This window comes from Enterococcus sp. AZ078, assembly GCF_051714985.1.
Taxonomy (GTDB): Bacteria; Bacillota; Bacilli; order Lactobacillales; family Enterococcaceae; genus Enterococcus_B; species Enterococcus_B hirae.
This window is the reverse complement of record NZ_JBIOSW010000001.1, coordinates 1904946-1929523: the sequence shown is the minus strand read 5'-3', so window position 1 is coordinate 1929523 and position 24578 is coordinate 1904946. Positions and strand designations below refer to the sequence as shown.

Annotated in this window: 24 protein-coding genes and 1 tRNA gene; 10 read left to right on the top strand and 15 right to left on the bottom strand. The window is 34.3% G+C overall.

The window, feature by feature from the left end; all coding sequences use genetic code 11:
• The first annotated feature begins 14 nt into the window (after positions 1–14).
• Entirely contained in the window at positions 15–500 is a 486-nt protein-coding gene (ybaK, locus tag IGJ18_RS08910) for a Cys-tRNA(Pro) deacylase (RefSeq protein ID WP_025480513.1), read from the top strand.
• A 98-nt stretch (positions 501–598) separates the two neighbouring features.
• On the opposite strand, the gene IGJ18_RS08905 is transcribed toward ybaK, so the two are convergent.
• Positions 599–1852 carry an NAD(P)/FAD-dependent oxidoreductase gene (locus IGJ18_RS08905; RefSeq protein ID WP_438843215.1) on the bottom strand — a complete coding sequence of 418 codons (1254 nt, stop codon included), beginning with the start codon at positions 1850–1852 and terminating at the stop codon, positions 599–601.
• Positions 1853–1965: 113 nt separating this feature from the next.
• Here IGJ18_RS08905 and gdhA point away from each other — a divergent pair, with 113 nt between their 5' ends.
• From gdhA to IGJ18_RS08890, 3 genes are all read left to right on the top strand, one after another.
• Entirely contained in the window at positions 1966–3315 is a 1350-nt protein-coding gene (gene gdhA, locus IGJ18_RS08900) for an NADP-specific glutamate dehydrogenase (protein ID WP_010718408.1), read from the top strand.
• Between the two features lie 113 nt (positions 3316–3428).
• A complete protein-coding gene (locus IGJ18_RS08895) occupies positions 3429–4775 on the top strand; it encodes a glucose-6-phosphate isomerase (protein WP_010718407.1) in 1347 nt (448 codons plus the stop codon).
• A 672-nt stretch (positions 4776–5447) separates the two neighbouring features.
• Positions 5448–5861: a DUF4231 domain-containing protein gene (locus IGJ18_RS08890; RefSeq protein ID WP_010718761.1), complete on the top strand. Its 414-nt coding sequence runs from the start codon at positions 5448–5450 to the stop codon at positions 5859–5861.
• Positions 5862–6074: 213 nt separating this feature from the next.
• Here IGJ18_RS08890 and IGJ18_RS08885 read toward each other — a convergent pair whose 3' ends face one another.
• Both IGJ18_RS08885 and IGJ18_RS08880 read right to left on the bottom strand, forming a co-directional pair.
• On the bottom strand, positions 6075–6347 hold the full coding sequence (locus IGJ18_RS08885; protein WP_438843214.1) for a hypothetical protein: 273 nt from the start codon (positions 6345–6347) through the stop codon (positions 6075–6077).
• Positions 6348–6756: 409 nt separating this feature from the next.
• The gene (locus IGJ18_RS08880; RefSeq protein ID WP_438843213.1) at positions 6757–7608 is read right to left on the bottom strand and encodes a hypothetical protein; all 852 of its coding nucleotides are present in this window, start codon (positions 7606–7608) and stop codon (positions 6757–6759) included.
• 465 nt (positions 7609–8073) lie between these two features.
• On the opposite strand from IGJ18_RS08880, the gene IGJ18_RS08875 reads away from it, so the two are divergent.
• Entirely contained in the window at positions 8074–9858 is a 1785-nt protein-coding gene (locus tag IGJ18_RS08875; RefSeq protein WP_438843212.1) for a glucosyltransferase, read from the top strand.
• A gap of 91 nt (positions 9859–9949) precedes the next feature.
• Here the strand turns inward: IGJ18_RS08875 and IGJ18_RS08870 are convergent, their stop codons facing one another.
• Positions 9950–10099, bottom strand: coding sequence for a hypothetical protein (locus IGJ18_RS08870; RefSeq protein WP_010718765.1), 150 nt, complete (start codon positions 10097–10099; stop codon positions 9950–9952).
• 456 nt (positions 10100–10555) lie between these two features.
• Between IGJ18_RS08870 and IGJ18_RS08865 the strand changes: the two genes are divergently transcribed.
• Positions 10556–10774 carry a hypothetical protein gene (locus IGJ18_RS08865; protein ID WP_010737815.1) on the top strand — a complete coding sequence of 73 codons (219 nt, stop codon included), beginning with the start codon at positions 10556–10558 and terminating at the stop codon, positions 10772–10774.
• 224 nt (positions 10775–10998) lie between these two features.
• Here IGJ18_RS08865 and IGJ18_RS08860 read toward each other — a convergent pair whose 3' ends face one another.
• The 4 genes from IGJ18_RS08860 to IGJ18_RS08845 all read right to left on the bottom strand — a co-directional run bounded on the left by IGJ18_RS08860 (position 10999) and on the right by IGJ18_RS08845 (position 15536).
• Positions 10999–12801 carry a glycerophosphoryl diester phosphodiesterase membrane domain-containing protein gene (locus IGJ18_RS08860; RefSeq protein WP_034698405.1) on the bottom strand — a complete coding sequence of 601 codons (1803 nt, stop codon included), beginning with the start codon at positions 12799–12801 and terminating at the stop codon, positions 10999–11001.
• A 92-nt stretch (positions 12802–12893) separates the two neighbouring features.
• On the bottom strand, positions 12894–13490 hold the full coding sequence (locus tag IGJ18_RS08855; RefSeq protein ID WP_088744940.1) for a TVP38/TMEM64 family protein: 597 nt from the start codon (positions 13488–13490) through the stop codon (positions 12894–12896).
• A 413-nt stretch (positions 13491–13903) separates the two neighbouring features.
• Complete coding sequence (locus IGJ18_RS08850) at positions 13904–14239, bottom strand: hypothetical protein (protein WP_025480148.1); 336 nt, start codon at positions 14237–14239, stop codon at positions 13904–13906.
• Complete coding sequence (locus tag IGJ18_RS08845) at positions 14208–15536, bottom strand: DUF1576 domain-containing protein (protein ID WP_438843211.1); 1329 nt, start codon at positions 15534–15536, stop codon at positions 14208–14210. Before IGJ18_RS08845 ends, IGJ18_RS08850 begins: the two co-directional genes overlap by 32 nt.
• A 254-nt stretch (positions 15537–15790) precedes the next feature.
• On the opposite strand from IGJ18_RS08845, the gene IGJ18_RS08840 reads away from it, so the two are divergent.
• The gene (locus IGJ18_RS08840; protein WP_010737811.1) at positions 15791–16357 is read left to right on the top strand and encodes a TetR/AcrR family transcriptional regulator; all 567 of its coding nucleotides are present in this window, start codon (positions 15791–15793) and stop codon (positions 16355–16357) included.
• A gap of 196 nt (positions 16358–16553) precedes the next feature.
• Positions 16554–16641: transfer RNA gene (locus IGJ18_RS08835), tRNA-Ser, on the top strand.
• Between the two features lie 96 nt (positions 16642–16737).
• On the opposite strand, the gene IGJ18_RS08830 is transcribed toward IGJ18_RS08835, so the two are convergent.
• The 6 genes from IGJ18_RS08830 to IGJ18_RS08805 all read right to left on the bottom strand — a co-directional run bounded on the left by IGJ18_RS08830 (position 16738) and on the right by IGJ18_RS08805 (position 20838).
• Complete coding sequence (locus IGJ18_RS08830) at positions 16738–17898, bottom strand: tyrosine-type recombinase/integrase (RefSeq protein ID WP_438843210.1); 1161 nt, start codon at positions 17896–17898, stop codon at positions 16738–16740.
• Positions 17899–18060: 162 nt separating this feature from the next.
• On the bottom strand, positions 18061–18921 hold the full coding sequence (locus tag IGJ18_RS08825) for a LysM peptidoglycan-binding domain-containing protein (protein WP_438843209.1): 861 nt from the start codon (positions 18919–18921) through the stop codon (positions 18061–18063).
• 16 nt (positions 18922–18937) lie between these two features.
• Positions 18938–19138, bottom strand: coding sequence for a hypothetical protein (locus tag IGJ18_RS08820; RefSeq protein WP_438843208.1), 201 nt, complete (start codon positions 19136–19138; stop codon positions 18938–18940).
• Between the two features lie 103 nt (positions 19139–19241).
• Positions 19242–19724 (bottom strand): ImmA/IrrE family metallo-endopeptidase, encoded by a 483-nt coding sequence (locus tag IGJ18_RS08815; protein ID WP_438843207.1) that lies wholly within the window; start codon positions 19722–19724, stop codon positions 19242–19244.
• 17 nt (positions 19725–19741) lie between these two features.
• Positions 19742–20218 (bottom strand): helix-turn-helix domain-containing protein, encoded by a 477-nt coding sequence (locus IGJ18_RS08810; RefSeq protein WP_438843206.1) that lies wholly within the window; start codon positions 20216–20218, stop codon positions 19742–19744.
• 113 nt (positions 20219–20331) lie between these two features.
• Positions 20332–20838, bottom strand: a complete 507-nt coding sequence (locus IGJ18_RS08805) for a helix-turn-helix domain-containing protein (RefSeq protein ID WP_438843205.1) — start codon at positions 20836–20838, stop codon at positions 20332–20334.
• 302 nt (positions 20839–21140) lie between these two features.
• Between IGJ18_RS08805 and IGJ18_RS08800 the strand changes: the two genes are divergently transcribed.
• Positions 21141–21341: a hypothetical protein gene (locus tag IGJ18_RS08800; RefSeq protein ID WP_063627263.1), complete on the top strand. Its 201-nt coding sequence runs from the start codon at positions 21141–21143 to the stop codon at positions 21339–21341.
• A 284-nt stretch (positions 21342–21625) separates the two neighbouring features.
• Positions 21626–22990, top strand: a complete 1365-nt coding sequence (locus tag IGJ18_RS08795; RefSeq protein ID WP_178286036.1) for a DUF6056 family protein — start codon at positions 21626–21628, stop codon at positions 22988–22990.
• A gap of 78 nt (positions 22991–23068) precedes the next feature.
• Here IGJ18_RS08795 and IGJ18_RS08790 read toward each other — a convergent pair whose 3' ends face one another.
• A complete protein-coding gene (locus tag IGJ18_RS08790; protein ID WP_010718832.1) occupies positions 23069–24016 on the bottom strand; it encodes a glycosyltransferase family 2 protein in 948 nt (315 codons plus the stop codon).
• Positions 24017–24578 lie beyond the last annotated feature (562 nt).

The following is a 24578-nucleotide window of genomic DNA, read 5'->3' as shown; positions in this document are numbered from 1 at the left end:
TGAAGGTGAAAATGTTGGCAAAGAAAAAACAAGTGAAAACAAATGCGATCCGCTTAGTAGAACAAAAGAAAATCAAGTATACTGAACATGAGTATGCTTGGGATGAAGCACATTTAAGTGCATCTTCTGTCGCTGAGCAACTTTCTGAAAGTGAACACCGCATTTATAAAACACTCGTAGCGGTTGGAAACAAAACAGGAACGATCGTAGCGGTCATTCCTGGTAATCGAGAGTTAGATCTAAAAAAATTAGCAAGAGTATCTGGAAACAAAAAAGTAGAAATGTTACATCTGAAAGACTTAGAAGCTACCACTGGTTATATTCGTGGTGGTTGCTCGCCAATCGGAATGAAGAAATTATTTCCTACTTATTTAGAACAAACAGCGCAATCACAAGAAACGATCATTGTATCAGCAGGAAAAAGAGGACACCAAATGGAGCTAGCACCTCAAGCCATTTGTGATTTAACTAAAGGGACTTTTGCTGATCTTGTACTGTGATGCAGTCGGAAATTCATCAGTTTATCAACAAAAAAAGAAAAAACAGTAACGAAAAGAGTAAGACATCTTCTACTCCCTTCGTTACTGTTTTCATTTAATCAGCTAAGAAAAGCGGCATTCATTCCTGCTACATGTCCAGTTGCAAAAGCCGCAGTAATATTGAAACCACCAGTATACCCATTAACATCTAACAATTCACCAGCAAAAAATAATCCATTGACCAATTTGCTTTCTAATGTTTTTGGATTGATCTCTTTTAGTGAAACGCCACCACCAGTCACAAAAGACTTTTCGATGGCAAAAGTTTTGGTTATTTTGAAAGAAAAACTTTTGCAAAGCTCCGCAAATTGTTGGATCTCTTTTTCTGTCGTTTGACTACCAGTTTGTTCCGTGAATCCACTTTTTTCAAGGAAAAAGAGAAGCAAGCGTTCAGGTAAAAAGCCATGCCAAGCATTACTCAATGTTTTCTTCGATTGGTGGCTTTTAGCAGTCAATTCGTTGATCAATTCTTGAAGCGAACGATTCGGAAAACAGTCTAAGACGACCGTGACAGGTTCTCCAGTCGTTTGCAACTCTTGATTAATGAAACTTGAACATCTCAATGCCGCAGGTCCAGAAATCCCAAAATGAGTGAAAAGCAAGTCCATAACATGTTCGGTGATGACTTTACCTTTCTTGTTTAGTACGCTTAAAGAAATATCTTGTAAAGATAATCCTTGCAAGGTTTTATCCTTGATAAAAGTTTCTTCAGAAACCAGTGGAGATTCTGTTGCATACAAGGGAGTGACAGTGTGACCGACTTTTTTAACGATTTTATAGCCATCACCTGTAGAACCAGTCGACGGATAGGTTCGCCCCCCAGTAGTTAATACGACACAAGAGGATTGAAATTCTTCAAATTCCGTTCGTACACCATAGATTTTTCCGTCGCTATGCACTAATTTTTCGACTCGGGTGCCAAAGAGCATCGTAACATTTAATTCATTTAAACGATGGATCAAGGCTTCGATAATCGTTTTTGACTTATTCGTCACAGGGAACATCCGACCATGATCTTCTTCTTTTAGATGAACACCTTGAGATTCGAAAAATTCCATGATATCAAAATTATTCCATTGGGAAAATGTACTGTATAAAAATTTGCCATTTCCAGGAATATGAGCAATCAAATCATCAACTGGACGGTTATTCGTGACATTACATCTTCCGCCACCTGTCATTAATAATTTTTTTCCAGCTTTTTTATTTTTTTCAATTAAGAGAACTTTTGCGCCATATTCAGCCGCACTAATTGCAGCCATCATACCACTAGTTCCAGCACCGACTACAATCACATCATAGGTTGTTTCCATTTCCTCACCTCAGAGAAAGTGTAGCATATTTATGAAAAGAAAGCAGGAAATGTTTTGAGCATCTAATAAAAATAGGCTAAAATAAAAGAAGATTATAAAAGGAGTGTGAAACAATGACAAACGCAACAGAATACGTCCAACGAATTCAAAATAATATTCATCAAAAAGACACAGGACAAGTCGAATTTTTACAAGCCATTGATGAATTTATGCCTTCAGCTACTCAATTTTTAGAAAAACATCCTGAATACATCAAACGCAATATTTTAGGATTGTTGTCAGAACCAGAAAGAATCATTCAATTTCGCGTGCCGTGGCAAGATGACGAAGGAAACTGGCAAGTCAATCGTGGATACCGCATTCAGTACAATTCAGCAATCGGCCCTTATAAAGGTGGGTTGAGATTCCATCCGAGTGTGAATTTAAGTATTCTTAAATTTCTAGCTTTTGAACAAATTTTCAAAAATAGTCTAACTGGTCTACCAATCGGTGGAGGAAAAGGCGGAAGTGACTTTGATCCAAAAGGAAAATCAGACGATGAAATCATGCGTTTTTGTCAAAGTTTCATGCTGGAGCTATCCAAGCATATCGGACCATCCATCGATGTACCTGCTGGAGATATTGGAGTCGGTGCCAGAGAAATCGGTTATTTGTTTGGAGAATATAAACGATTAAAACAATATGATGCCGGTGTCCTTACTGGAAAACCATTAGATTTTTGGGGAAGTAAGATTCGTACGGAAGCAACTGGTTACGGATTGGTTTATTATGTCAAACATCTTTTACAAGCAGAAAAAGACTCTTTTGAAGGAAAAACAGTTCTGGTATCTGGTAGCGGAAACGTTGCCATCTATGCCATTGAAAAAGTTCAAGAATTAGGTGGAAAAGTCATCACATGTTCTGATTCCAGTGGGTTTATCTATGATCCAGAAGGAATCGACCTGGCACTATTAAAAGAAGTCAAAGAAGAAAAAAGGGAACGGTTGACCGCTTATGCAGAAAAACGTGATTCTGCTGTCTATCATGCTGGTCAATCTGTCTGGACTTTGAAAGAAACTGCAGATATCGCGCTTCCTTGCGCTACTCAAAACGAGATAGACGAAACGCTGGCTAACAACTTGGTTGAATGTGGAGTGAAAATCATCGCAGAAGGCGCAAACATGCCATGTACTCTTGAAGCTGTCAATGTTTTTGAAAAAGCCAATGTGTGGTATTGTCCTGGGAAAGCAGCAAATGCCGGCGGTGTCGCTGTCTCAGCATTAGAAATGAGTCAAAATGCTCAACGATTGTCTTGGGAAAGTGAACAAGTGGATCGCCAATTAGATGAAATCATGAAAAATATTTATCAAACGTGTCGCCAAACGGCAGCAGCTTATGGCAATGAAAAAAATCTATTGCTAGGAGCAAATGTTGCAGGTTTTGAAAAAGTAGCGAAAGTGATGTATGCGCAAGGATTAGTTTAGTGTTTGAAATTTTCTTGTAAATATTAGCTTCAATTCATTTATTTGCTTGAAAAATTGTAAAAAAAAACGTAAAGTATAAGCTGTATATTGATCTTTTAAAGGAGGAATAAAAAATGGCACATATTCATTTTGATTATTCAAAAGTAGCACCATTTGTTAATGAACATGAGTTAGGTTACATGCAAAGCCAAGTATCAATGGCAGATAAAGTATTACGTGAAGGTACAGGCGCAGGAAGTGATTTCCGTGGTTGGATCGATCTACCTACTAATTACGACAAAGAAGAATTTGCTCGTATCAAAGAAGCAGCGAAAAAAATCCAATCTGATTCTGAAGTTTTAGTAGTTATCGGAATCGGTGGTTCTTACCTAGGCGCTCGTGCAGCAATCGATTTCTTAAACCACACTTTCTTCAATTTATTAGATGGTGAACAACGTAAAGCACCACAAATTTTCTTTGCAGGAAACTCAATCAGCTCAACTTATATCGCTGATTTGATTGAAGTAATCGGAGATCGTGACTTCTCAGTAAACGTGATTTCAAAATCAGGTACAACGACTGAACCAGCTATCGCATTCCGTGTCTTCAAAGAATTACTTGTTAAAAAATATGGTCAAGAAGAAGCGAATAAACGTATTTATGCAACAACTGATAAAGCAAAAGGTGCAGTTAAAGTAGAAGCCGACGCAGAAGGTTGGGAAACATTCGTGATTCCTGATGACATCGGTGGACGTTTCTCTGTCTTAACAGCAGTAGGATTACTACCAATCGCTGTTAGTGGAGCAGATATCGATGCGTTGATGCAAGGAGCTGCAGATGCAAGCAAAGCTTATTCAAGTGATAAACTAGAAGAAAACGAAGCTTATCAATATGCAGCAATGCGTAACATCCTTTACCGTAAAGGGAAAGTAACTGAATTATTGATCAACTATGAACCAGGAATGCAATATTTCTCTGAATGGTGGAAACAATTATACGGTGAATCAGAAGGTAAAGACCAAAAAGGAATCTACCCTTCAAGTGCGAACTTCTCAACTGACTTACATTCACTAGGTCAATATATTCAAGAAGGACGCCGTAACATCTTTGAAACGATCGTTAAAGTTGAAAAACCACGTAAATCAATTACAATTCCAGAACAAGCTGAAGACCTAGATGGTTTAGGTTACTTGGAAGGAAAAGAAGTAGATTTCGTCAATACAAAAGCTTTTGAAGGAACTTTATTGGCTCATACAGATGGCGACGTACCAAACTTATTAGTTAAAATTCCAGAAATGGATGCTTACACATTAGGTTATACAATGTACTTCTTTGAAATTGCTGTAGGTATTTCAGGCTACTTAAATGGAATTAACCCATTTGATCAACCTGGTGTTGAAGCATATAAGAAAAACATGTTCGCACTTCTAGGCAAACCAGGCTTTGAAGACCTTGCCAAAGAATTGAACGAACGTCTTTAAGATAAGGAGTTTTAGGTAATTATTAAAAATAATTATCCAAACAATTTGCCTTTAAAATGAAAAATGATACTCATTGAGGTATTTATAAAAAAGGATGGCTAATTATAGCCATCCTTTTTTGGTTTGTTGGCAGAGAAATATTTTGTCCAGAAAATTTTCGTTGTTGATTATTGATATAGTCATTGGACTTATCGAAGTTCGTTCAATACTTTCATATGACACTTGATCATATAGTTGAATAATAGAGATATCTTTATGACTTATATCTTCATGCTTCATGCCAACTTTTCGGTTAGGCACTGCTTACACATATCTACCATTATAGACAGTTAGGGGAGAGATGGGCACGTTTGACAATTCTGTGGGCAATAGTATTCACAGTATAAATTTTTTAAATCAATCAAGCTTACTTTGCTCGGTTGGTCAGAGATTGTGAGCAAACATCAAATGTAATTTTTATGTCGTCTGTAATGATTAAATCTTTGTTCAGATCTTTTCAATAGCTTTTATCCGTGCACGAATACTATCATTGACAAATATATCATTATTTTGATAAAATAATAATTGTTATTTAATAGCCGTTTGTTTTGATTTGTAATTAGCTGAAACATAGGTAAATCCAATTATAATAGTTTTACGACCAAATTTTAATAAAGTGAATGGAGAAATGATATGGATCAAAAAGCGTTTATTGAATCGATTGATTCTACAATTAATAAATTAAAAAAAGATATTCAATCGTATAATAGAATCATTGGCATAGGGAATATTATAAAAATCGTATTATCTGCTGCTATCCCTATCTTAATTCACGAGGCATCTGATCATAAGTCTTTGTTATTAGTCGTTTCGATTGCTTCCGCAATCATAACGATTATTCAAAGTGGAATGTCTGCGTTTAATTATCAAAACAAAGTACAAACCGCAACACAGGTTCTAATGAAAATAGAAAACGAGAAGCTACTTTATGTAACAAAAACATCCCCATATGATAAAACGGATGAAGAAAATTTTCATTTGATTGTTTCGACACTTCAAACGGAGTTGAATGATATCATTTCTGACTTTAATCAAGTAAGCAATTAACCATATCATCCGTTTAAAGATAGAAAGGTACCAAAGAGATAGGAACAACAAGTAATCCTAGAACAGCATTTATGTATAAATAAAAAATAAACCTAATTTTGCTGATTTAAAAAGGTATCCAAACCTACTCGCTGAGACAGATGGATACCTTTTTTCTTTTACAAAAAAGTTCTGATTTTTTTAGACGGGAGTTATATACTTCAAAACCAATTTTTATTTTTTACCAATAAATTCTTTCTTGATTTTTTTAAAATCAATCAGTATTTTCGTGGGACCGAGCACATGATATTCTTTGACGACCAATTGGTTTCTTTGATTATAATAGCCACTGATTACTAATTTCATTCCTTCATCTACTTCAGCAAGAAAGTTTAAACCATGACCAGCGATTAAACAGTTCGTATCATTCAAGCTCAATCTTATCAAGGGACGAGCCCCAATTTGTAGTATTTTTATTTTTGTTACTGTGCCATATTTCTTAATCATTGTGGACTCTCCCTTATGAGCGATTTCGAGGATGACAATCCGTAAATATTCTTTAATAGCATTATACGAACGAATGTTCTTTTTGTAAAGGAGAAACGCAAAAAAATTTATGGTATTTAAGCTAATATCCGACTATTAATATCAGGGGAATGGCTGTAAAAATTTTCTTTTTTTTGTATGACCATGCTTAAGTAAAGTTAGGAGAGACCGGACACCGGAAATGTTCACAATAAAAAATAAATTAGGGAGACAAATCTTACATTGTGCTTTGAAAATGGATAAACGGTGTTCAAGCATCAACTCCTTGAAATAAGCCGGAGAGTCCAAAATAGTAGAGACTATTTTCGGATTCTCCGGCTTAGTTATCAGAGCTAGACATTGCTGTCACAGTTCATTTTATTATTTTAGCTTAACCTCGCTTACACAACGTATATCCACGTGCTTGGGCCTCTTGCAGCGAGATAGCTACGACAGAATTTGCATTGTTAAGTCCCGAACAGTTCGGATTTAAATGATATTTTGTACCATGATCTGGAGCAATATAAACCGTTTGTTCGTTGTTTTGTTGCGGTGTTTGTGCTGCTGCAACTTGATTGGCTTGTTCTTGTGCGGCCGCAGCTTGCCGTTGTCGTTCTGCTTCAGCTGCTTCATTGGCTTTGATCGTTGCATCTACTGTAGCTAGTCGAGCAGACAAGTGTTGATTGCCGTTTGGAATAGCCTGGATTAAAGTAGCTGCTGAGTTATAGTTTTCTCTAGTTGGATGAGCTTCAGCTTGTGATAGTGCTGTTGTTGCTTCATTTTCAGCTTGTTTTTGACGTTCTTCTTGTGCTTTACGCTCAGCTTCAATTTTCTGTTTTTCTTCTTCTTGTTTTTTGCGCTCAGCCTCAAGTTTCTGTCTTTCTTCTTCTTGTTTTTTGCGCTCAGCCTCAAGTTTTTGTTTTTCTTCTTCTTGTTTCTTACGCTCAGCTTCAAGTTTTTGTTTTTCTTTTTCTTTACGTTCAGCTTTTTGTTTCAGCTGCTCTTCACTAGAAGTACTTGATGTTCTTTTTGTTTCGATCTTTTTTTCAGATCGTGCGCTTGCTTTTGAACTATCGGAATGACTGGTAGGAGAGATAGACGCTCCGAAAATCATAAGAATAAATGCTGTTCCTATAATAATAAAGTTTCGTTTTTTATTCCCTTTTTTGAAAAATGATCGAATTAGTCCTACTAACCCCCAACAAATACCAATTAAACCTACTAACACTAAAAAAGTTCCCATTTTTTCCTCCAAAAATAAAAATATTTTCCTTCCATGTAGGAATGAAAGGAATAAACCTCCTAATAAAAAAATATATCATTCTGTAATACTTGTCTAAAGATATACAAAGTTGTTTTTTATCTAAAAATTAAATTACAAAATAAAAAATGTGAATTTTTAATCACCTATTGATAAAAATAGATATATAAAGGAAATGATTTGCACAACAGCAGATTACGATAGTTACAAAGTGGAAAAGATCAGTCATTAAGTTAGTACAGTATAATTCTTGTTTTTAACGCTTAGAACCTGCTAAAAAAGCAATCAAACAAGTTAATAAGAATCTTTTAAGGTTAATATCAATGAAATGAATTTTTGCTATACTTATTAGAGGCTTATTGAATAAGGAGTTGAGTGAATTGGTTAAAAATAAATTATCAAATATGATTAGTATCAAGAAGAAAGGCGGAGGAAAGGTTAGGGTACATGGATAGAGTAAAGGAAATGCTTCAGTATGTTAGGCAAAAACAACTTTATTTTATTTGTGGTATCGCTCTAATTCTTACACTAATACGTCTTTATCTCTATTACAAAGCGACTTACAGCATCGATATGACAGCTAGCTATGATGACCAGCTTTTTATTCATTATGCCCGTAACTTAGTGGACGGGCAGTGGTTAGGAGAGTACAATGCTAAAACTTTATCAAAAGGTATTTCTTATAGCTTATTTTTAGCTTTTGCCAATAAAATTCAGCTACCATACTCGCTATTATTAGGTGGGTTTAATATTTTAGCTAGCGTGCTGATTACACTGAGTGTAAAGCCGATCGTTAAAAAGAATAGTATCTTGTTTTTTATCTATGTCTTTTTTTTATTTTCACCAATCGGTTTTACCCATGAATATTCGACACGTATTTATCGAAACGCCATTGTAATTCCATCTGTCGTAATTATCGTTGCTTGTTTATTAGCTATTTATTATCGTAAATATCGTGCAACAAAAACTATTTTACCTTGGTTTTTCTTGTTGTCTCTAATCTTTCCATTTTACTGGTATATTCGCGAAGATTCACTCTGGTTGTTGCCGTTTGTTCTGGCAGCCTTAATCATTAGTTTTGTTCAGATTTTATTAGGAGTGGATTTTAGACCAACGAAAACTGTTGAAAAGTTTCTTTCACAAATTACCTTTGATCGAAGAAAACTGATCAAGCTCAGTTTGTTTTTTCTTCCTATGATCAGCTTTATCGTGACAAACCAAATGATTAAGCATAAAAATGAAGAAGTCTATCATCTTGCAGTAGTCAATGATCGTACGAGCGGAGAGTTTGCTCAATTGATGAAGAACTTGATTCGAATAGATGATGGAACGAACATAAACAAAGAGAACAGTAGGATTTGGGTTTCTCATGAAGCGTTAAATAAAGCATTAGCTGTGTCACCTGCTTTTGCTAAAGAAGCTGCTAGAATCAAAGAATTATATACGACACATGCTTGGACTCAGGCAGGAAAAGTAAAGGAATTAAAGGGAGACATTATTTTTTGGGCACTGCGAGATGTGTTGAATGAGTCTGGCTACTATCAAAATAACGCAAAAGAAACCAATGAATTTTGGAAACAAGTCAATCAAGAGTTAAGGGCTGCTTATCGTAAGGGAGATTTGAAGAAGAAACGTGAAGTCTACTTAATGAGTACAGGAGATGGGAAGATTGCCGAGGATATTCCAGTACTCTTAGATTTTTTTAGGACAGCTTATAGTGACAATTTATTTTACAAAGATTTTCATCAAGGAGGGAATTACAGTTTTGGAACCCATGCGGATGTAGACGCAGCGCAAAACTTTTTGCGGGTTCCTTTATTGAATAATTGGATTAATAGTGAAGATCCACAACCGCCGATTTTAGTTTTATCAAAAACAGCGAAAATCTCTAATATTATGATTGCGATTTATCAAAAGACAAGTGGTGTTGTTCTATGTTTAGCGATTTTAGGATTTTTATTTTTGATCTTAGGTTCAATCTATGCTAAAAAAGATCGTGGTTTTTATTGTTCTGCACTAGTCATTACTAGTGGTTTGATATTGACCCAGTTTTTATTTTTATTTGGGGTTTCATGGTTTTGTTCCTACTCGCCAGAGCAAAAAGATTATTTTCTAAGTGTGTATACGGGGGCAGGAGTACCAATCATGCAAATTGCGATAGTTCTAATCTTTCTGGGAATCAGCAAAATTTCATGGGGGAAAATAAAGCACAAACTCGAATTGAATAAATAATAAAAGACGTTTGCTAACTGTATTAGTTGCAAACGTCTTTATTCTTTTTTCGATCCCGAGTTGTTTTCGGTCATTAGAAATGATTCACTCCTTATTTGGATTCATTTAATGCACGGACAGCTTGTTCAATCGTGATACCAAATGCTACGTTGTTTTCATTTGTAGCATCAATTGCCATAAATTGATTAGATACAGTATCAAATGCAACTCGGTATTCAATATTTGTTTTAGTAAATGTCATGTAAGTCACCTCTTTTTTTATTAATGTAAATTGTGGTTGGAATTTTCTGTTAAATTTTCCTTCCTGTAATCAGTGTAGCACCCTTATTTTTTTTTCGCAATTAATTGCTATGCCAACAAGGGATTCTTAATTTTCTGTGAGTCCAATAAGCAATCCAATCAATAACAGGATAAATACAGTAGCTTGAATAACAATCATGAAATTCCCTCCTCACAGAATAGTTTAGATGCTTTTTCGGAGGTTTACACGAACAAAAGGCTAACAGTTTCAAACAAATCTGTCACTTATAAATTACAATTATATCTTGGTATTAGTTATGTGAGAAAAAGGGGAAACTAGATTGAAATCGTGTAATTCTAAGAAAAAATATAAAAAAATTCAATAAATCGTTTTCAAATCTTCTTTTTTTTGTTATTATAAATTAAAGATTAACAAAATAAAGGAGGGAATTGAGAAATGTTAAAATTAGAAATAGGCAAGTCATACATATGCAAACCGATTGGAGTGAACTATGAAGTGATTGGTTGCGTGGAACGTACATATACTAATACGGCTGTTATTTTTGTAGAAAGCTATGATCAGAGAGATCGGTTGGCTGTTTACGATAGTAAGTTTCGTCTACTAGTTAAACTGGACGAAATTTATACAGTAGCAGAATCTGCTTTGGTTTCATAAACACTTTTTTTGAGAAATATCGTAAACTTCTCTATAATTAGAGGAGAGAGAAGGGAGCGAAAAAACATGCAAAAAAGAAAGAGTTCAGGTAAAATGGGCATTATCTTAGCAGTTATTTCTGCTATTCCGGCAATCTTAGCAGTGGTTCGTGCGGTGAAAAGCGCGAGAGAAAGATAAAGTAATTGAAAAAGAACCCCATGGATTCAATCCATGGGGCTCTTTTTTTAACCAACACCTAAAACGAAATTCAATAATTTATCTGAATAGGTGATCTCTTCATCCATTGCTTTGATATTTTCATTTAAGATAGTCATTTGATCAGTAATGATCCCATCAACACCATAAAACATCATACGACTGATTCCATCTGAGTCGTTAACCGTCCAGACATACACTTTTTTACCATCTTGATGAGCTGAATCAATAAAATTCCGATTGATCGTACTATACTCCATCGTCAAAAAGTCAGCCGGAGTAACTGGTGGTCCAACAATATTGAATGGTAGGATGTAACCTACATAAAAATTAGGATTGGCATTTTTCAGATCAGATACTGTCTGATACGTAAGACTTTGTAGAATATGCTGATGAGTTAAAATGTTTTCTTCATATTTTTTGACAAAGCGATCAACGATATCTTTAGAATCATTTTTTGAATTTTTGATTTCGATTAAAAGTTTTTGATTTAATTCATTGGCTCTCTTTAAATAAGTATCAAAGGAAACGACAGGTTCTTTCGCACCGTTTTCAGTTACTTTTAACTTTTCTAATTCTTTCAAGGTTAGATCTTGTGGTGCTTTATTTATCCCTGTTAATTTTTTTAAGTTAAAATCATGCATGACAACGAATTGACCATCTTTGGTTTCTTGTACATCCATCTCCACATAATCAGGATGGTAGGTACGACTTGTTTTTTCTAAAGCAGCTAAAGTATTTTGGGCACTGTTACCTCCACTGACACCACGATGAGAAATCGTTACAGGTTTCGTTTGAGAAGCAGAAGTCAAATAATCCATATTGTAGAGACAAACACCTACACCAAAAAATACAGCAAATAAAACTAAGCTTGTATTTTTAAGAACAGAAAAACGTTTGTTAGGAGATTCTAAACGAAACCAGTTAGGAGTCTCAGGAAGAAAACCTTCATCATCCATGAAATCAATAATAATGTAAAAAATTCCGACTGTTGACATAACGATGTTGAATAAAAGGATAGCTTGAAGAATCGTCATTGCAAAAACAGCGCTAATCAATGAATAATTAGGGAAAAATTGTTCTACAATTATTTGTGCGAGGAGCACAATTAAATAGCCGGCAAATGAAATGAGTAAAATACTACCACCAATAATGATGAACTGTCCAAGGATTGCAAAAAAACGTGATTTGGTTAAATACCAACTTTCTTTAACCGCTTGTTTAAATGGTCGATCACGTAGAATCATTTCTGGTAAGGCAAAAATGAGACGGATACCAATGTAAGCTAAAAAGATATAAAACAGAATGAAGCTGCTAACCACGATCCAACGATTAGTAAAAATAAAATCCATGATAAAAGCTGGGATTTTAACTTTAGATAGTAAATCAGAATTAAAACTTAACCCACTAATCGGTAAAATAAGTACGAAATAAGCTAAGAAAAAAAGAAAAGTCAATGGGCGTATTTTTTTTAATTGACGAAACGTTGCTTGAAGTAACTGTTTCAACGAGATAGGTGTTTGTTTCTTAATAAAGTAAACACTCATCAATAAAAAAGTAAACTCAAAATAAACTAGGAGTAAGATAGTTAATAAGACAGCAGTCAAAGACAATAAGACACCTGGGTGCTGTGAAAGGATCGTAGAGATATTATCACTAGATATATAATCAATGGCTCCTCGATTCAAGATGAATCTGGTCGTACTATTCAATAAGGGTAAACAAATAAATAAAATAAATAAATGCATAATCAAAACATCACGAAAATATGCTTGAGTTCCTTTAAGAAAGTCCCAAGCATTTCCTAAACTTCTTTTTAAATAAATTAACATTCAATCACCTACCATAAATATTATAACGTAAAAATAAAAATAAGTGGACAGATTGCGCAAATACTTAACGCAGTACGCCCACTTATCATAAACTATCCTAGTAATCCACTTAAGAAATGTCCACCATAAATCAAAGCCATGCTGTATAAGAAAATCGAGAGGGGTTTCGCCAATAAAATGATCCAAGTATATTTTTTTACAGAAATATTTGTTAGACCAGCCATTAAACAAAGCGCATCATCAGGGGCCACTGGTAAAAAAATTGCTAAAGCAAATAACTTTTCAAAGCGATTCTGGTTATCGAGCCAACCAACATACTTGTTATACGTCTTGTCACTGACCATAGATAAAATAAATGGTTTACCATACCGTCGACCAAGTAAAAAGATGATGATCGAACCGATACAAATCCCTACATAATTATAAATAAAACCAGCATAAGGTCCAAAAATTAATACACCGGCTGCTGTACTTATCCCTCCAGGAATGATTGGAATAACAACTTGCAGGATTTGGATTAAGATGAAAATAATAGGACCTAAGATAATTGAATCTCCAACTAATCCTCTTAAAGAATTTAAATCTTTAAATACACCCAAATTGATAAAATAAATCGTTAAGCCTATCGAAACTACTAATCCAATGATAGATATAAAATTGATCAATTTCCGTGATGCCGCAATGTTCAACGTCTATCAACTCCTTTGATACGTTTTCTTATATTACTAATGTACTTTATTAGTGACTCTTTGTGCCACTATTTTAAATGACAGTTATCAAACAATTTTGTAAGTTGTAATAAGTATAATTTAAAAACGATTCAAAAACATCCAACTAAAGATGTATTTGAAGTATTATTTTTGTGCCTGTAGTTTTAGGAAAAATATCCTCTATTAAATGAAAAATCGGCGTTCAAGTATTAAATCTTTAAAATAAGCTGAGGAAACTAAAAGAAGAAGTTTTTGCTTTACCTCTTCTGCGTTTCTAGCTTACTTACGTGGATAGAATACTCTGAACGCCATAACTATATGAAAGCTAAAGGGAATATCTCAGGGGAGTGAAAATCAGTGTCTCATTTTGTCTTTTCACTAAGCCTGTTGAATCAAAGGATTCGTCTAAATACTTTTATATTTAAGATGGGAAGTTCGTACATAAGTTCCACATCATCAATCAGACTTCCAAGTAATCGGAAATCTGATTGATCCAGAAAAACATTTCCAAGCTCTTGGTAATATAGATCCATAGTAGGATTTCTTGGTTCATTGAGCATTTCCGCTAACTCATGCAAATCAGAAGGAGGAGAATAACAAGTTCCTTGAATTTCAATATATAATCCTTCGGGTGTTGATTCTAGCCCAATCCTTATTTCAGTGATCTCGTGAGAATAAAGATAGGTTAAAAATTCACTAATGATTCTTTTTGATAATTCTTTTTCCAATGCCATCCTTTTCCTTTCTGCCAACAGTCAGGCTGTCTAAGATCGGTACAAGAAAACCTGCAACGAATCCAGTTGAGAATCCACTATTATATAGGCTTAATCCGCCATGTAATGCACTGACGTTATGGACTAAGACAATATGCAAAAATCCAGCCAAAATACCAAAAATACTACCATAAAAACCACTAATAGGAGCAAGTGCAGTACCAAATATCGCTGCTACGATCATTGTTGTTTGAGAGGCATCATGGATAGTAGCCAGATATGAAGCAAGATAAATCCCTATAAGTATGGGGAAACTGTTCTTTAGATGACAACCAAAGGCACTGAATCCAACTGAAGATAGGATTGCACCAATAATCGGGCCGTTGAATTCACCACCAATAAGAAGAACATAGATGGAAAGCATCAGCCCAACTAACCCCATGTTTAGTAAGGTGGCACCGATACTTGAGATCGCCATAAAATCAGTAGTTACTTTTCCTGAAGTTTGAAAAATGTCATGTAAACCAGTGAGCTTCCATGAATTAATAAAAAGACCAAATAGCGTAGTTAAACTAAAAAAAAGAAAAATGACTAATGTAAGTTCTTGATGGTAGCCTGTTGAAACGAACGATTGAACTTCAATTGAAAAATCAAATAACCGAAGGATACCAGCCACGACCATGGCGATCAATCCAGAAGTAAAACCAATATTATACAAATTGAATCCACGATGAAAAATAAGGGTATGCGATGCCAAAGGAGGGAGTAAAAAACCAACGAGTATACCAGTCAGATTACCAAATAAAATACCTAAGCCCAATGGTAAGTTCATACCGAAAGTGATATAACTAACTACAGGTGACAAGGCACTAGCAAATAAGCCAACCATAATATACTGTGAAAATGGTTTATGTACAAAATGTGCATAGAGATAGACACCCAAAATAATGGAAAGAGAGTTATACAGATTTTTTCCAAAAAAAGAAAAGCCTGTGACGGTTAATACAGAAGCAAAGATTAGTCCATTTAGATAGACTTTATGATGATAGCAAAGAAGTACGGACAACAAAGTCAGGACACCAACATTGATAAATGCGCTTCCAAAACCGCCTATTGCCAAATAATCGGTCATCAGATTACTAGGAGAAGTAAGGATATTGTTGAGCCCCTCAATAGTTTCAACCGGATGTCCAGAAACAAGCCCGATTATTAGAAAAAACAAGCCAGTAAATGTTAAATAAAAATACTTATTTTTTTGAGATGGCTTTTTTTTGATGGGGTGAATATAAATAACGTCGTTTTTATTAACCATTACATACCTTCTTTGTCGTTTTCTTTAACTATAACGTGAAAGAAATCTTTTGGTCAACTAACAGTTACAGAAAAATCAATTTTTGTAAGGGGAAACAGTATTTTTGTTTATTCTTAAATAATATTGTATCATTGTTAAAAATAAATAAGAAAAAAACTTAAAATATAACGTTTTGAGTAAATTATTTGCCAAAAACTGTGTATATCGGTTACAATAAAACAACATATACTGCAGTAAGAAGTGGGGGAGTTTTAATGAGAAGAAAAGTCTATACTAAAGATCAAATTCTAAAAGCTGCTTATGATGTTGTTGCAAAGGAAGGTTTTAAAGGGTTTACTGCGAGAAATATTGCTAAAAAAATGGGTATATCCACACAACCTATTTATTTAGAGTTCAAAAACATGGAGGATTTAAAAAATACTTTATTAGACTCAATTTTTGAACAACTCAAAGAAAATGTTTTTCCAGTTGAACGTACTGGAGATAAAATTATTGACCTAGGTTTAAACTATATCTACTTTGCAAAAAAACATCATAGTCTTTACATGGCATTATATATCGACGAACATGGCGATGGACAAAAAATGCATGATTTTTCTTATAACTATTTCCGTGAAATCGTCAAACAAGATCATCGATACAACCAGTTGTCAGATGAATACGTTGATGCATTACACACTGGAACCTGGGTTGCAGTTACCGGAATCGCATCTTTAATGTCTTCAAACATCATGCACCCAACTGAAGAACAAATTATTTCGTTCATCAAGCGAACGATTGATTCTATTCTTTCTTTAGAAAATCCTGAAACAATTAGTTAGATCTACTTATGAAGTGTGATAACACAAGGTTCATTCCAATACTCTTTCTTACTTCACATTGGGCACTATTTAAGAAGGAGCAGAAAATGATTCTTGTGTTTTTTTGTCTTCTCATAAAATAAATATGCCGGTTTTTGATTTCTATCGGGAAATAGGCTTGACTTTTTACTAAAAAAAGTTTAAAAATAATAGGTATGGAAGGTTGGCAGAGTGGTAATGCACCGGACTCGAAATCCGGCGAACCGGCTAATACCGGCGCGCAGGTTCAAATCCTGTACCTTCCTTTATACCAACGTTTTTGAGCTATCTGGCGCTTGCTGGATAGCTCTCTTTTTAAAAAAGAGTACCCCCTTTAGTACCCCTTTTTGACTTTATCCCATTCATCCTTTCATATAATTTGAAAAGTTAGAAATAGTGGTCTTATTTTTATTTTCTGTAACGTGCGTGTAGATATTCGCTGTTGTTTGTATGTCTGCATGTCCTAATATTGCTTGAGCATCTTTTAGAGAAGCACCAGATTCAAAAAGTAAACTTGCGTGTGTATGTCGAAATCCATGAGCGGATATTCGTTTTAGATGTTCGTTTTTCTTATAAATTTGTTTTAACCAAAACCGTGTAATTGTTGGATTGTACAATTCTCCGTTGTTGGCAAAAACTAAATTTGTATTATCGAAAATATGGGTAAGTTTAGTACTGCTTTTTTTATATTTTTTTAGAGTATTTGATAACTCATGATCTAAATATATCGTTCTAACTCCATTTTTCGTTTTTGGTTCATTTACAATTAAACGCCCATTTTTGCCCCTTGTGATAGTTTTATTGACGGTTAGTGTATTTGTATTAAAATTAATATCCGACCATGTCAAAGCGAATGCTTCTCCTTTACGTAAGCCAGTATAAGCTAACAAGTAGAAAAAAATATAAATCGTGTCTTTTTCTTGCTTAGCAGCTCTCAAGAATTCTAGTAACTCATTTTTAGTGTAGAATTCAATATCCTTTTTTTCTATGCTTAGGATTTTACCTTTTGGCACTGTGACAATTTTCATAGGATTGCTTTCTGTTTCCTGAATTGAAACAGCATAGTCAAAAACATTGGAAGTATAGTTTTTATATTTTTTGAATGTTTTTGGATATTGTTCAGACCATTCATTCACAGCTTTCTGGCAAAAAAATACGTCTATTTTGTTTATAAAGTTTTCTCCAAAGACGGGTAGAATATGAAGTCTGAAAATTTCTTCGGTAGATGCCCAAGTACTTTCTTTTACAGTTTTTTTATAATTTTCGAACCATAAATTATATATTTCTAAGAATTTTTTACTTTGTTTTACTTTTACTGAGTCAGCACCTTCATTTTTTACTTGAGTCTCAATTCTTCTTAAAGCTCGATCTGCTTCAAGCGCACTTTTAAATCCCATTTTTTTTACTTTTCTTTTCTTGCCAGTCATAGGATCTACACCAGCGTAAATGTAGAACATGTATTTTGTTTCCTCTTTTTTTGTTACATAGCTTTTAATTCGATGATCAATTTCTCGTTTAGCCATCTTTATATTTCCTTTCGTACGTTTGTTCGGTTGTACAGCGGATTTCGAGATGGTAAAATAGGGTACAATAGATAGACCTACTTTACCGTAGTTCTTAAACTAGAACACGCTCTCGCTTTGGTCGGTGGGGCGTGTTTTTTATCAATAAGAATATTTCTTAGCCTATTTAACTCTTAGCTTTTGTCCCGGATAAAGCATATAATTGTTTTGATCTAAGCCATTCAGCGCAAATAATTGGTCGGTAGTGATTCCTGCGCGGTCGGCTAATTGTTTTGGACCTTCACCAGGTAGCAAAGTCAAAACATCTGGAGTTTCTGGTTGAGGTGGGTTTTCTGGCTGAGGTTGCTCAGATGGAATATAATCTTGTGGAGCTGGTTGCTCTGATGAGCTAGTAGCTTCCACAGCTTGAACTACGCTAGAACTTGGTGCTTCAGAATAACTTTCTGTGCTTTCGTACGATTGCGTAGAGCTATTAGCGATTGCAACTGATGATTCCGTTGAGCTTTCTGTTGTTGAGGAAGAAATTTCCTCACTGGTTGTTGAAGTATCTTCAGCAGAGGTGGAAACAGAAGAATGCGATTCTTTTAATTTTGTTTTTTGAGGTTTTAAAATCAATTCTTCTTTATTGTCTGAATCATTAGATTTATCAGGTGTTAATTTGATATTATTAGCATCCTTACTTACAGTATATTTAGCATCTTTATTCTCATCTGTTTTCCACGTCATTACGTTTCCGTTCAATGTATATTCAAATTTGTAATCCATTTGATTAAACATATTTTTTGCAAATTCTTCGCCCATAGCTTCCCATTCGTCACTAGCAGATGATTTCATGCTAGAAGTATCTACTTTTATCGTCACAACGTGATCAGAAAACGAAAGAATCATATCAGCATCATCATCTTTAGTAGTTTCTATAACCCAATCATTTGCCTTTAAATCATCAATAGTTACGTTATTACTACAAGCACCAAATACTATTAATGAAATAATCGCAAAAAAAGCACCCATACATTTTTTCATTTCTCATTTCTCCTTTTTATTTGAATAAATCCCAAAAACTAAAAGTAGTTTTTTTATAAACCTTGTTGTAAGCTGCTTTCTTTGGATTCTTAATCCAACCTGTTCCTTTTTTACCATACCCAGGAATCAACGCCTTTTTTAATTTCCTTTTAGCTTTCCCTTTAGTTCGAGCGCTAATCGATTTCTTTACACTTGGTTTCCTCATTCCAAATTTCATCGTTTCACTTCCTTTTTATTCCTAAAATTTCGTTTAATTTCTTATATTGTTATGGTTATTAACAAAATAAAAAAATAAAAAAATGATTATTTCATAATTATTCCTATTTATAATTATTATCGTTTGTAGGAATAATCACAAGTGAATCTAAATCAAATACATAAAGATGGTCCTTATGTATGCAGAATGAACCATACTTAGCAAAGTAGTGCCTAAGCGTATCAGCAAAGAATGATTCTGTTACTTCTAGAAATTCTGAGCATTCGTATTTTGAGCGACAACCGCATTTATAACACTCCAGCAGATCATCAAGAGAGACAAGCCGTTCGATCGAATCTCGACGTGCTTGAATCTCTTGTTTTCTGTTTCTGGGGTGGGTGTAGTCGATGATGTTGCCGACGCTTGTTCTATAATGAGAGAATTCTTCTGATAGATGTATCCTCTTATGAATAGTGCTTAAATTTTTATCTAAGTAAATATAATTATTTTCGTAAATTGCTTCTTCTCCGATATCTCGCAGTAATTCAACTTCTAAAACAGGCAACTCTTGTACAACTTTACTTAATAACGTTTCATAGCTGTTCACATCTCAACACCACACGATTACTTTTTGTTTTTATCTTCGTATTTCTTTCTATATTTAGCTAAAACAGACTGGATATGTTCAATATCTTCTTCGGAGTATTCTCTATTCGGATCAGGAGAGTGGGCTGCCAAAGTATAGATTTCTTCGTCATCAGTTTTGCTAATAGAGGTTATACGCTCGTTCGTTTGAATTTCTAATTGTTTCTGTGCAAAGTCATAGACTTTTTGCTTTTTCTCATCATCGATTTTTTTCATTGTAGTTACAGTTTTTTCTATCAATATATCTTCTTCAAATCCTAGTATATACTCAGGAGATACACCTAGCGCCCTTGCAAAATCTTCTACTCTGCTCAAAGGGAATTCTCTGATTTTGTTAAAGTACCTAGACAAAGCTGACTTAGACATGTTTACTCTTCGGGCAAGTTCGCTAACGGACAATCCCTGTTCCGTTCGTAACGAATCTACGATCTCAACTATTTCTTCATTACTTCGCAATGTTTTTACCTCCAATTATTCTAAAGGATATTATAATATCGTTCCTGAGAAGGGATGCAACACGTCTTGACGACAGGAGGCGTTGCGCTGCGTTCATTCGCAAAAGTTTCATATCAATCTGACTGCTTTTGACACTTATCTCGCTTAGCTTGTTTCTTGTCATACTCTTTATCCAACTCGTCTAAATACGACTCTAACTCAGCGACTTCTTCATCTGTGAATCGATGATTAGGATCGGATGCATGAGCTGCAAGTGTGTAAATTTCTTTCTCACTACTTTCTTTACGAAGTGGTGTGGGTGAATTTTCTTGTTTTTGCTCTTCTAGTTGATTTATTGCAAACTCAGCCACTTTTTCTTGTCTATTCTCGCTTAATTTGTTGTAGATAGTTTCTATAAAAGAGGCAGAAGTGATTGATTCGTTGTTTTCTCCCACGAAAATTTTCGGATCAACATTGAATACCGATGCGATTTCTGGGAGCTTCTCTATTTTCGGACTTCTTTCACCAGACCGCCATCTTGAAACTGTGGTCCTATTAACATTAACCACCGAAGCAAGGTCTTCATCTGACATGTCTCTATTTCGCATTAATTTCGATAATTCATCGGAAAAAACACTCATTTCGGATACTTCCTTCATTAGTTTTTATTTAATATTATGCCTATTGTTCCAAAAATGCAATGTTAAATAAAAAAGAGTCATTTCGACCAAATTAAACTTTTTTTGAAAAAATGCGGAAAAAGAGAGAGGTGGGTTATGTCCATCGGGCTGGATGAAGCTGCGAAATTTTCGGAAAAGCTAAATAAACCAATTTCTGAGTTTTTTCCTGATTATTTTTTTACGGTATCTGTTCTAAAAATGCACAAAGGGGTTTAAATAAAGAACTGGTTAGGGGGAAACGTCTAATTTAAAGGAGGGGGAAAATGGCAAAGCTGGGCATAGACGAATTAGACTTGTCAATCGCATTGATTGAGGAAATAAGACGTATAGCTAGTGAAGAGAGCGAACGAAGAGCATCTCGTTTTCTCGATGAATACAAAGAGAAGATGCTCCTACCGAATTTCCGTCAGATGCCTATCGATAGTTATTGTAACTTTTGTCTCTTCATGAACGATATCATTTAGAAGGGGGAATTTATGAATGTTTTAAAAATTATGCGGTGTTATTTGTTTGGAGTACTTATTTTTCTTGTAAAGTTTTATTAACAAGTAATGAATACTTTTTTAGCCGAATATGGTTGATCAAACGCTTTGGAAAACCAATGAATGAAACCTGTTAATCGTTATGTTTATTTTTGATAAAGTGACCAGTTTGTTCATTATTTAAAAATAAAAGGATGAAAAAAATATAGGAAACAGATGCCTCTGTGTTATAATTGCTGGGATAAATTATAAAAAGGAGTTTAATAATGTACTGGAATAAAAAAAGAATTAATAAAGAATTATTTTTTTTGCTTTTAGTTATTTGGCTTGGTTTTTTATTTTTCAATCTATATATGCCATCATTTAGAGCAGACGATTTAGTTTACTCAAATAGATTAGACCAACTAGGGTATTTAGGAGCTTCGATCGAACATTATAAAACTTGGAGTTCGAGAATTATCATAGAGCTGTTTATGATGTTTTTTTCTAAACATTTTCTGCTGTGGAAATTTGTCAATTCAATCATCATGTTGGGCACGGTCCTGATGATTTGTAAGTATGTTTTTGAAAAATTGGATGGTAAGAACGTGTTGCTAGTTACATCTGTCTACTGCTTAGTCCCACTTACCGTGATGGGGGAAACAGGCTGGGAGTCGACAACTTTGAATTATCAATGGTCCGTTTCATTTTGCTTATTCGCTTTTTTCCCATTCTTCCAACGCTTAAAAGGAAGAGCTATCACTCCTAGTATTTATTGGTTTAGTTTGCCTTTCCTGATATTTGCTGCTAACCAAGAACAAGTGAATGCGTGCTTTTTTACTTTAACGGCCATTATAACTGGCTATTTATTATATAAAAGAGCATATCATCGCTTATTAATTCTCCCATTGCTCATAAGTTTTATTGAGTTACTATTTTCGTTGACAACACCGGGGAATGCCATCAGGACATCTCAAGAAATTAGTAAGTGGTTTCCTCAATATGATCAATTTGGCTTTATCACTAAATTGGATTTGGGTATTTCTTCTTTTGGAAAGCCTTTTTTTCTAGATACAAATGTATTGTTCTTAATTTTGTTCTTATTTGTTTTTTTACTTTCTTATAACAAGTGCAAAAATTATTATGGCCGCTTATTATCTGCTATACCTTTTTTCTTGAATCTGATTATCTACCTAGGGAATACGATGGGTGAAAGTTTTATACACATACGTGGCAATAGTCGTGCACAAATATGGGATAGCAGTCACTTAACAAAGCTATTTACCGATACTGGAACGAATCTGTCACTTACTCGTCCTGGATCATGGCTAGCGACTTTACTTGTTTTAGGTTTATTGGCTTGTTTGCTCCTAGGGATTTACTTAAGTTTTGAAAATAAAAAAACAGCATCTTTTCTTATGTTGTTAATGATGATGGGCGCTTGTTCAAGAATAATTATGGGATTTTCTCCTACGATCTGGGCTTCAGGAATGAGAACTTATTATATTTTATATATTGTTGTAGGAATTTTAGTGTTAATGCTGGTAAAAGAATTGTTGAAAACCTGGAATCCGCAAAAAGCAGAACTCGTACAATTTAGTTTGACTATGCTGGGGATTGGGACCATTGTTTTGACCATCATAAATAGATGAAAATAAAAAAAGACTCAAGTTGTAGGAAATCCAACAGTTAGATCACTAACTATTGAGATCGTTACAACTTGAGTTTTTTTATTTCTCGCTTTGATAGTTTTTTGGATTAATTTTTTCAGTCTCTCTGATAATATACACTGGACGTTGTTTGGTTTCTAAAAAGATTTTTCCAATGTATTTGCCAATTATTCCAAGACACAATAATTGGATACCTCCGATAAACAAGAAAATAGAGACCATGGAAGGCCAACCAGCTGTAGGATCACCATACAACAGGGCACGTAAAATAATAAATAAAATAGCAAGACCTGAACCAATACATGATAATGCCCCCACGAATGAAGCAATTGTTAATGGTGCATCTGAAAAGTTGACGATTCCATCAATAGAGTAATTAAATAATTTCCAAAAAGACCAAGAGGTTTCACCAGCTACTCGTTCACGGTTTTCAAAGGAAATATACTTGGTTTTAAAACCAACCCAACTGAACAAGCCTTTCGAAAAGCGGTTGTATTCAGTTAATTCCAAGATAGCATCAACCATTTGGCGAGTCATTAAACGGAAATCTCTCGCTCCGTCAACCATTTCAGTATCACTGATTTTATTGATTAGCTGATAAAATTTCTTAGCAAAAAAACTACGGATCGGTGGTTCACCGTCACGAGTCGAACGACGAGTACCGACGCAATCAATATCAGATTGCATAATTGTTTCAATCATTTCTGGTAATAGATCAGGTGGATCTTGTAGATCAACATCCATTACAGAGACAAGGTCGCCAGTAGAAGCTTGTAAACCAGCATATAAAGCAGCTTCTTTCCCAAAATTTCGAGAAAAGGAAATAAAGCGTACATATTCATGGTCATTAGCTAATGCTTTGATTGCTTGTAATGTATTATCTCTTGAACCATCATCAATAAACAAATATTCAAATTCATGTATTCCCTTAAATTTTTCGACCTCGTTAAAAAAAAGAGGAACTGTTTTTTCTTCGTTATAGCATGGAACCACAATTGATACTTTCATAACATTACCCTTTCCAATAAAGATCCTTCATAATAATAACATGAATGAATCAAAAAAAATATAGTTTTAGAGATAAGTAAACGAACAAAGTCTTCTCAGCTATGTTCGAAGAAATAGAAATGAAAATATAAACCAGATACTAGACGAGATGAGGTCAGATCTAGTTAGGTTTATTTGAAAGTGGAAAATATATTCTTGTTTTTAAACGAGATTGTTCCAACGGAATTTCTTTCACGATAAGAAGGTTTAAGAGTAAAATCAAACAAGTCTTATTGGAAATCGCTCGTAACTTAATTAGAGCGGATTATTTAGTAAGGACTATCTTTTGATTGGTTAAATGATAGAGATGATTAAATAATAATGAATATTTTTCAAGTCTTTGCTAAACAAAATAGCTTCCTTAGTCAAAACATGTTAAATTAATTAATAGGACTACTTTTTTTATAGTAGAACTCAAAAATATTCACTGTTATTTCATGTGACGAAACTGTAAGAGAGCTATTATTTCAAGATTTAATAGCCTCTATGATAAGATGCTTATGGACGAAATAAAGTAATAGTA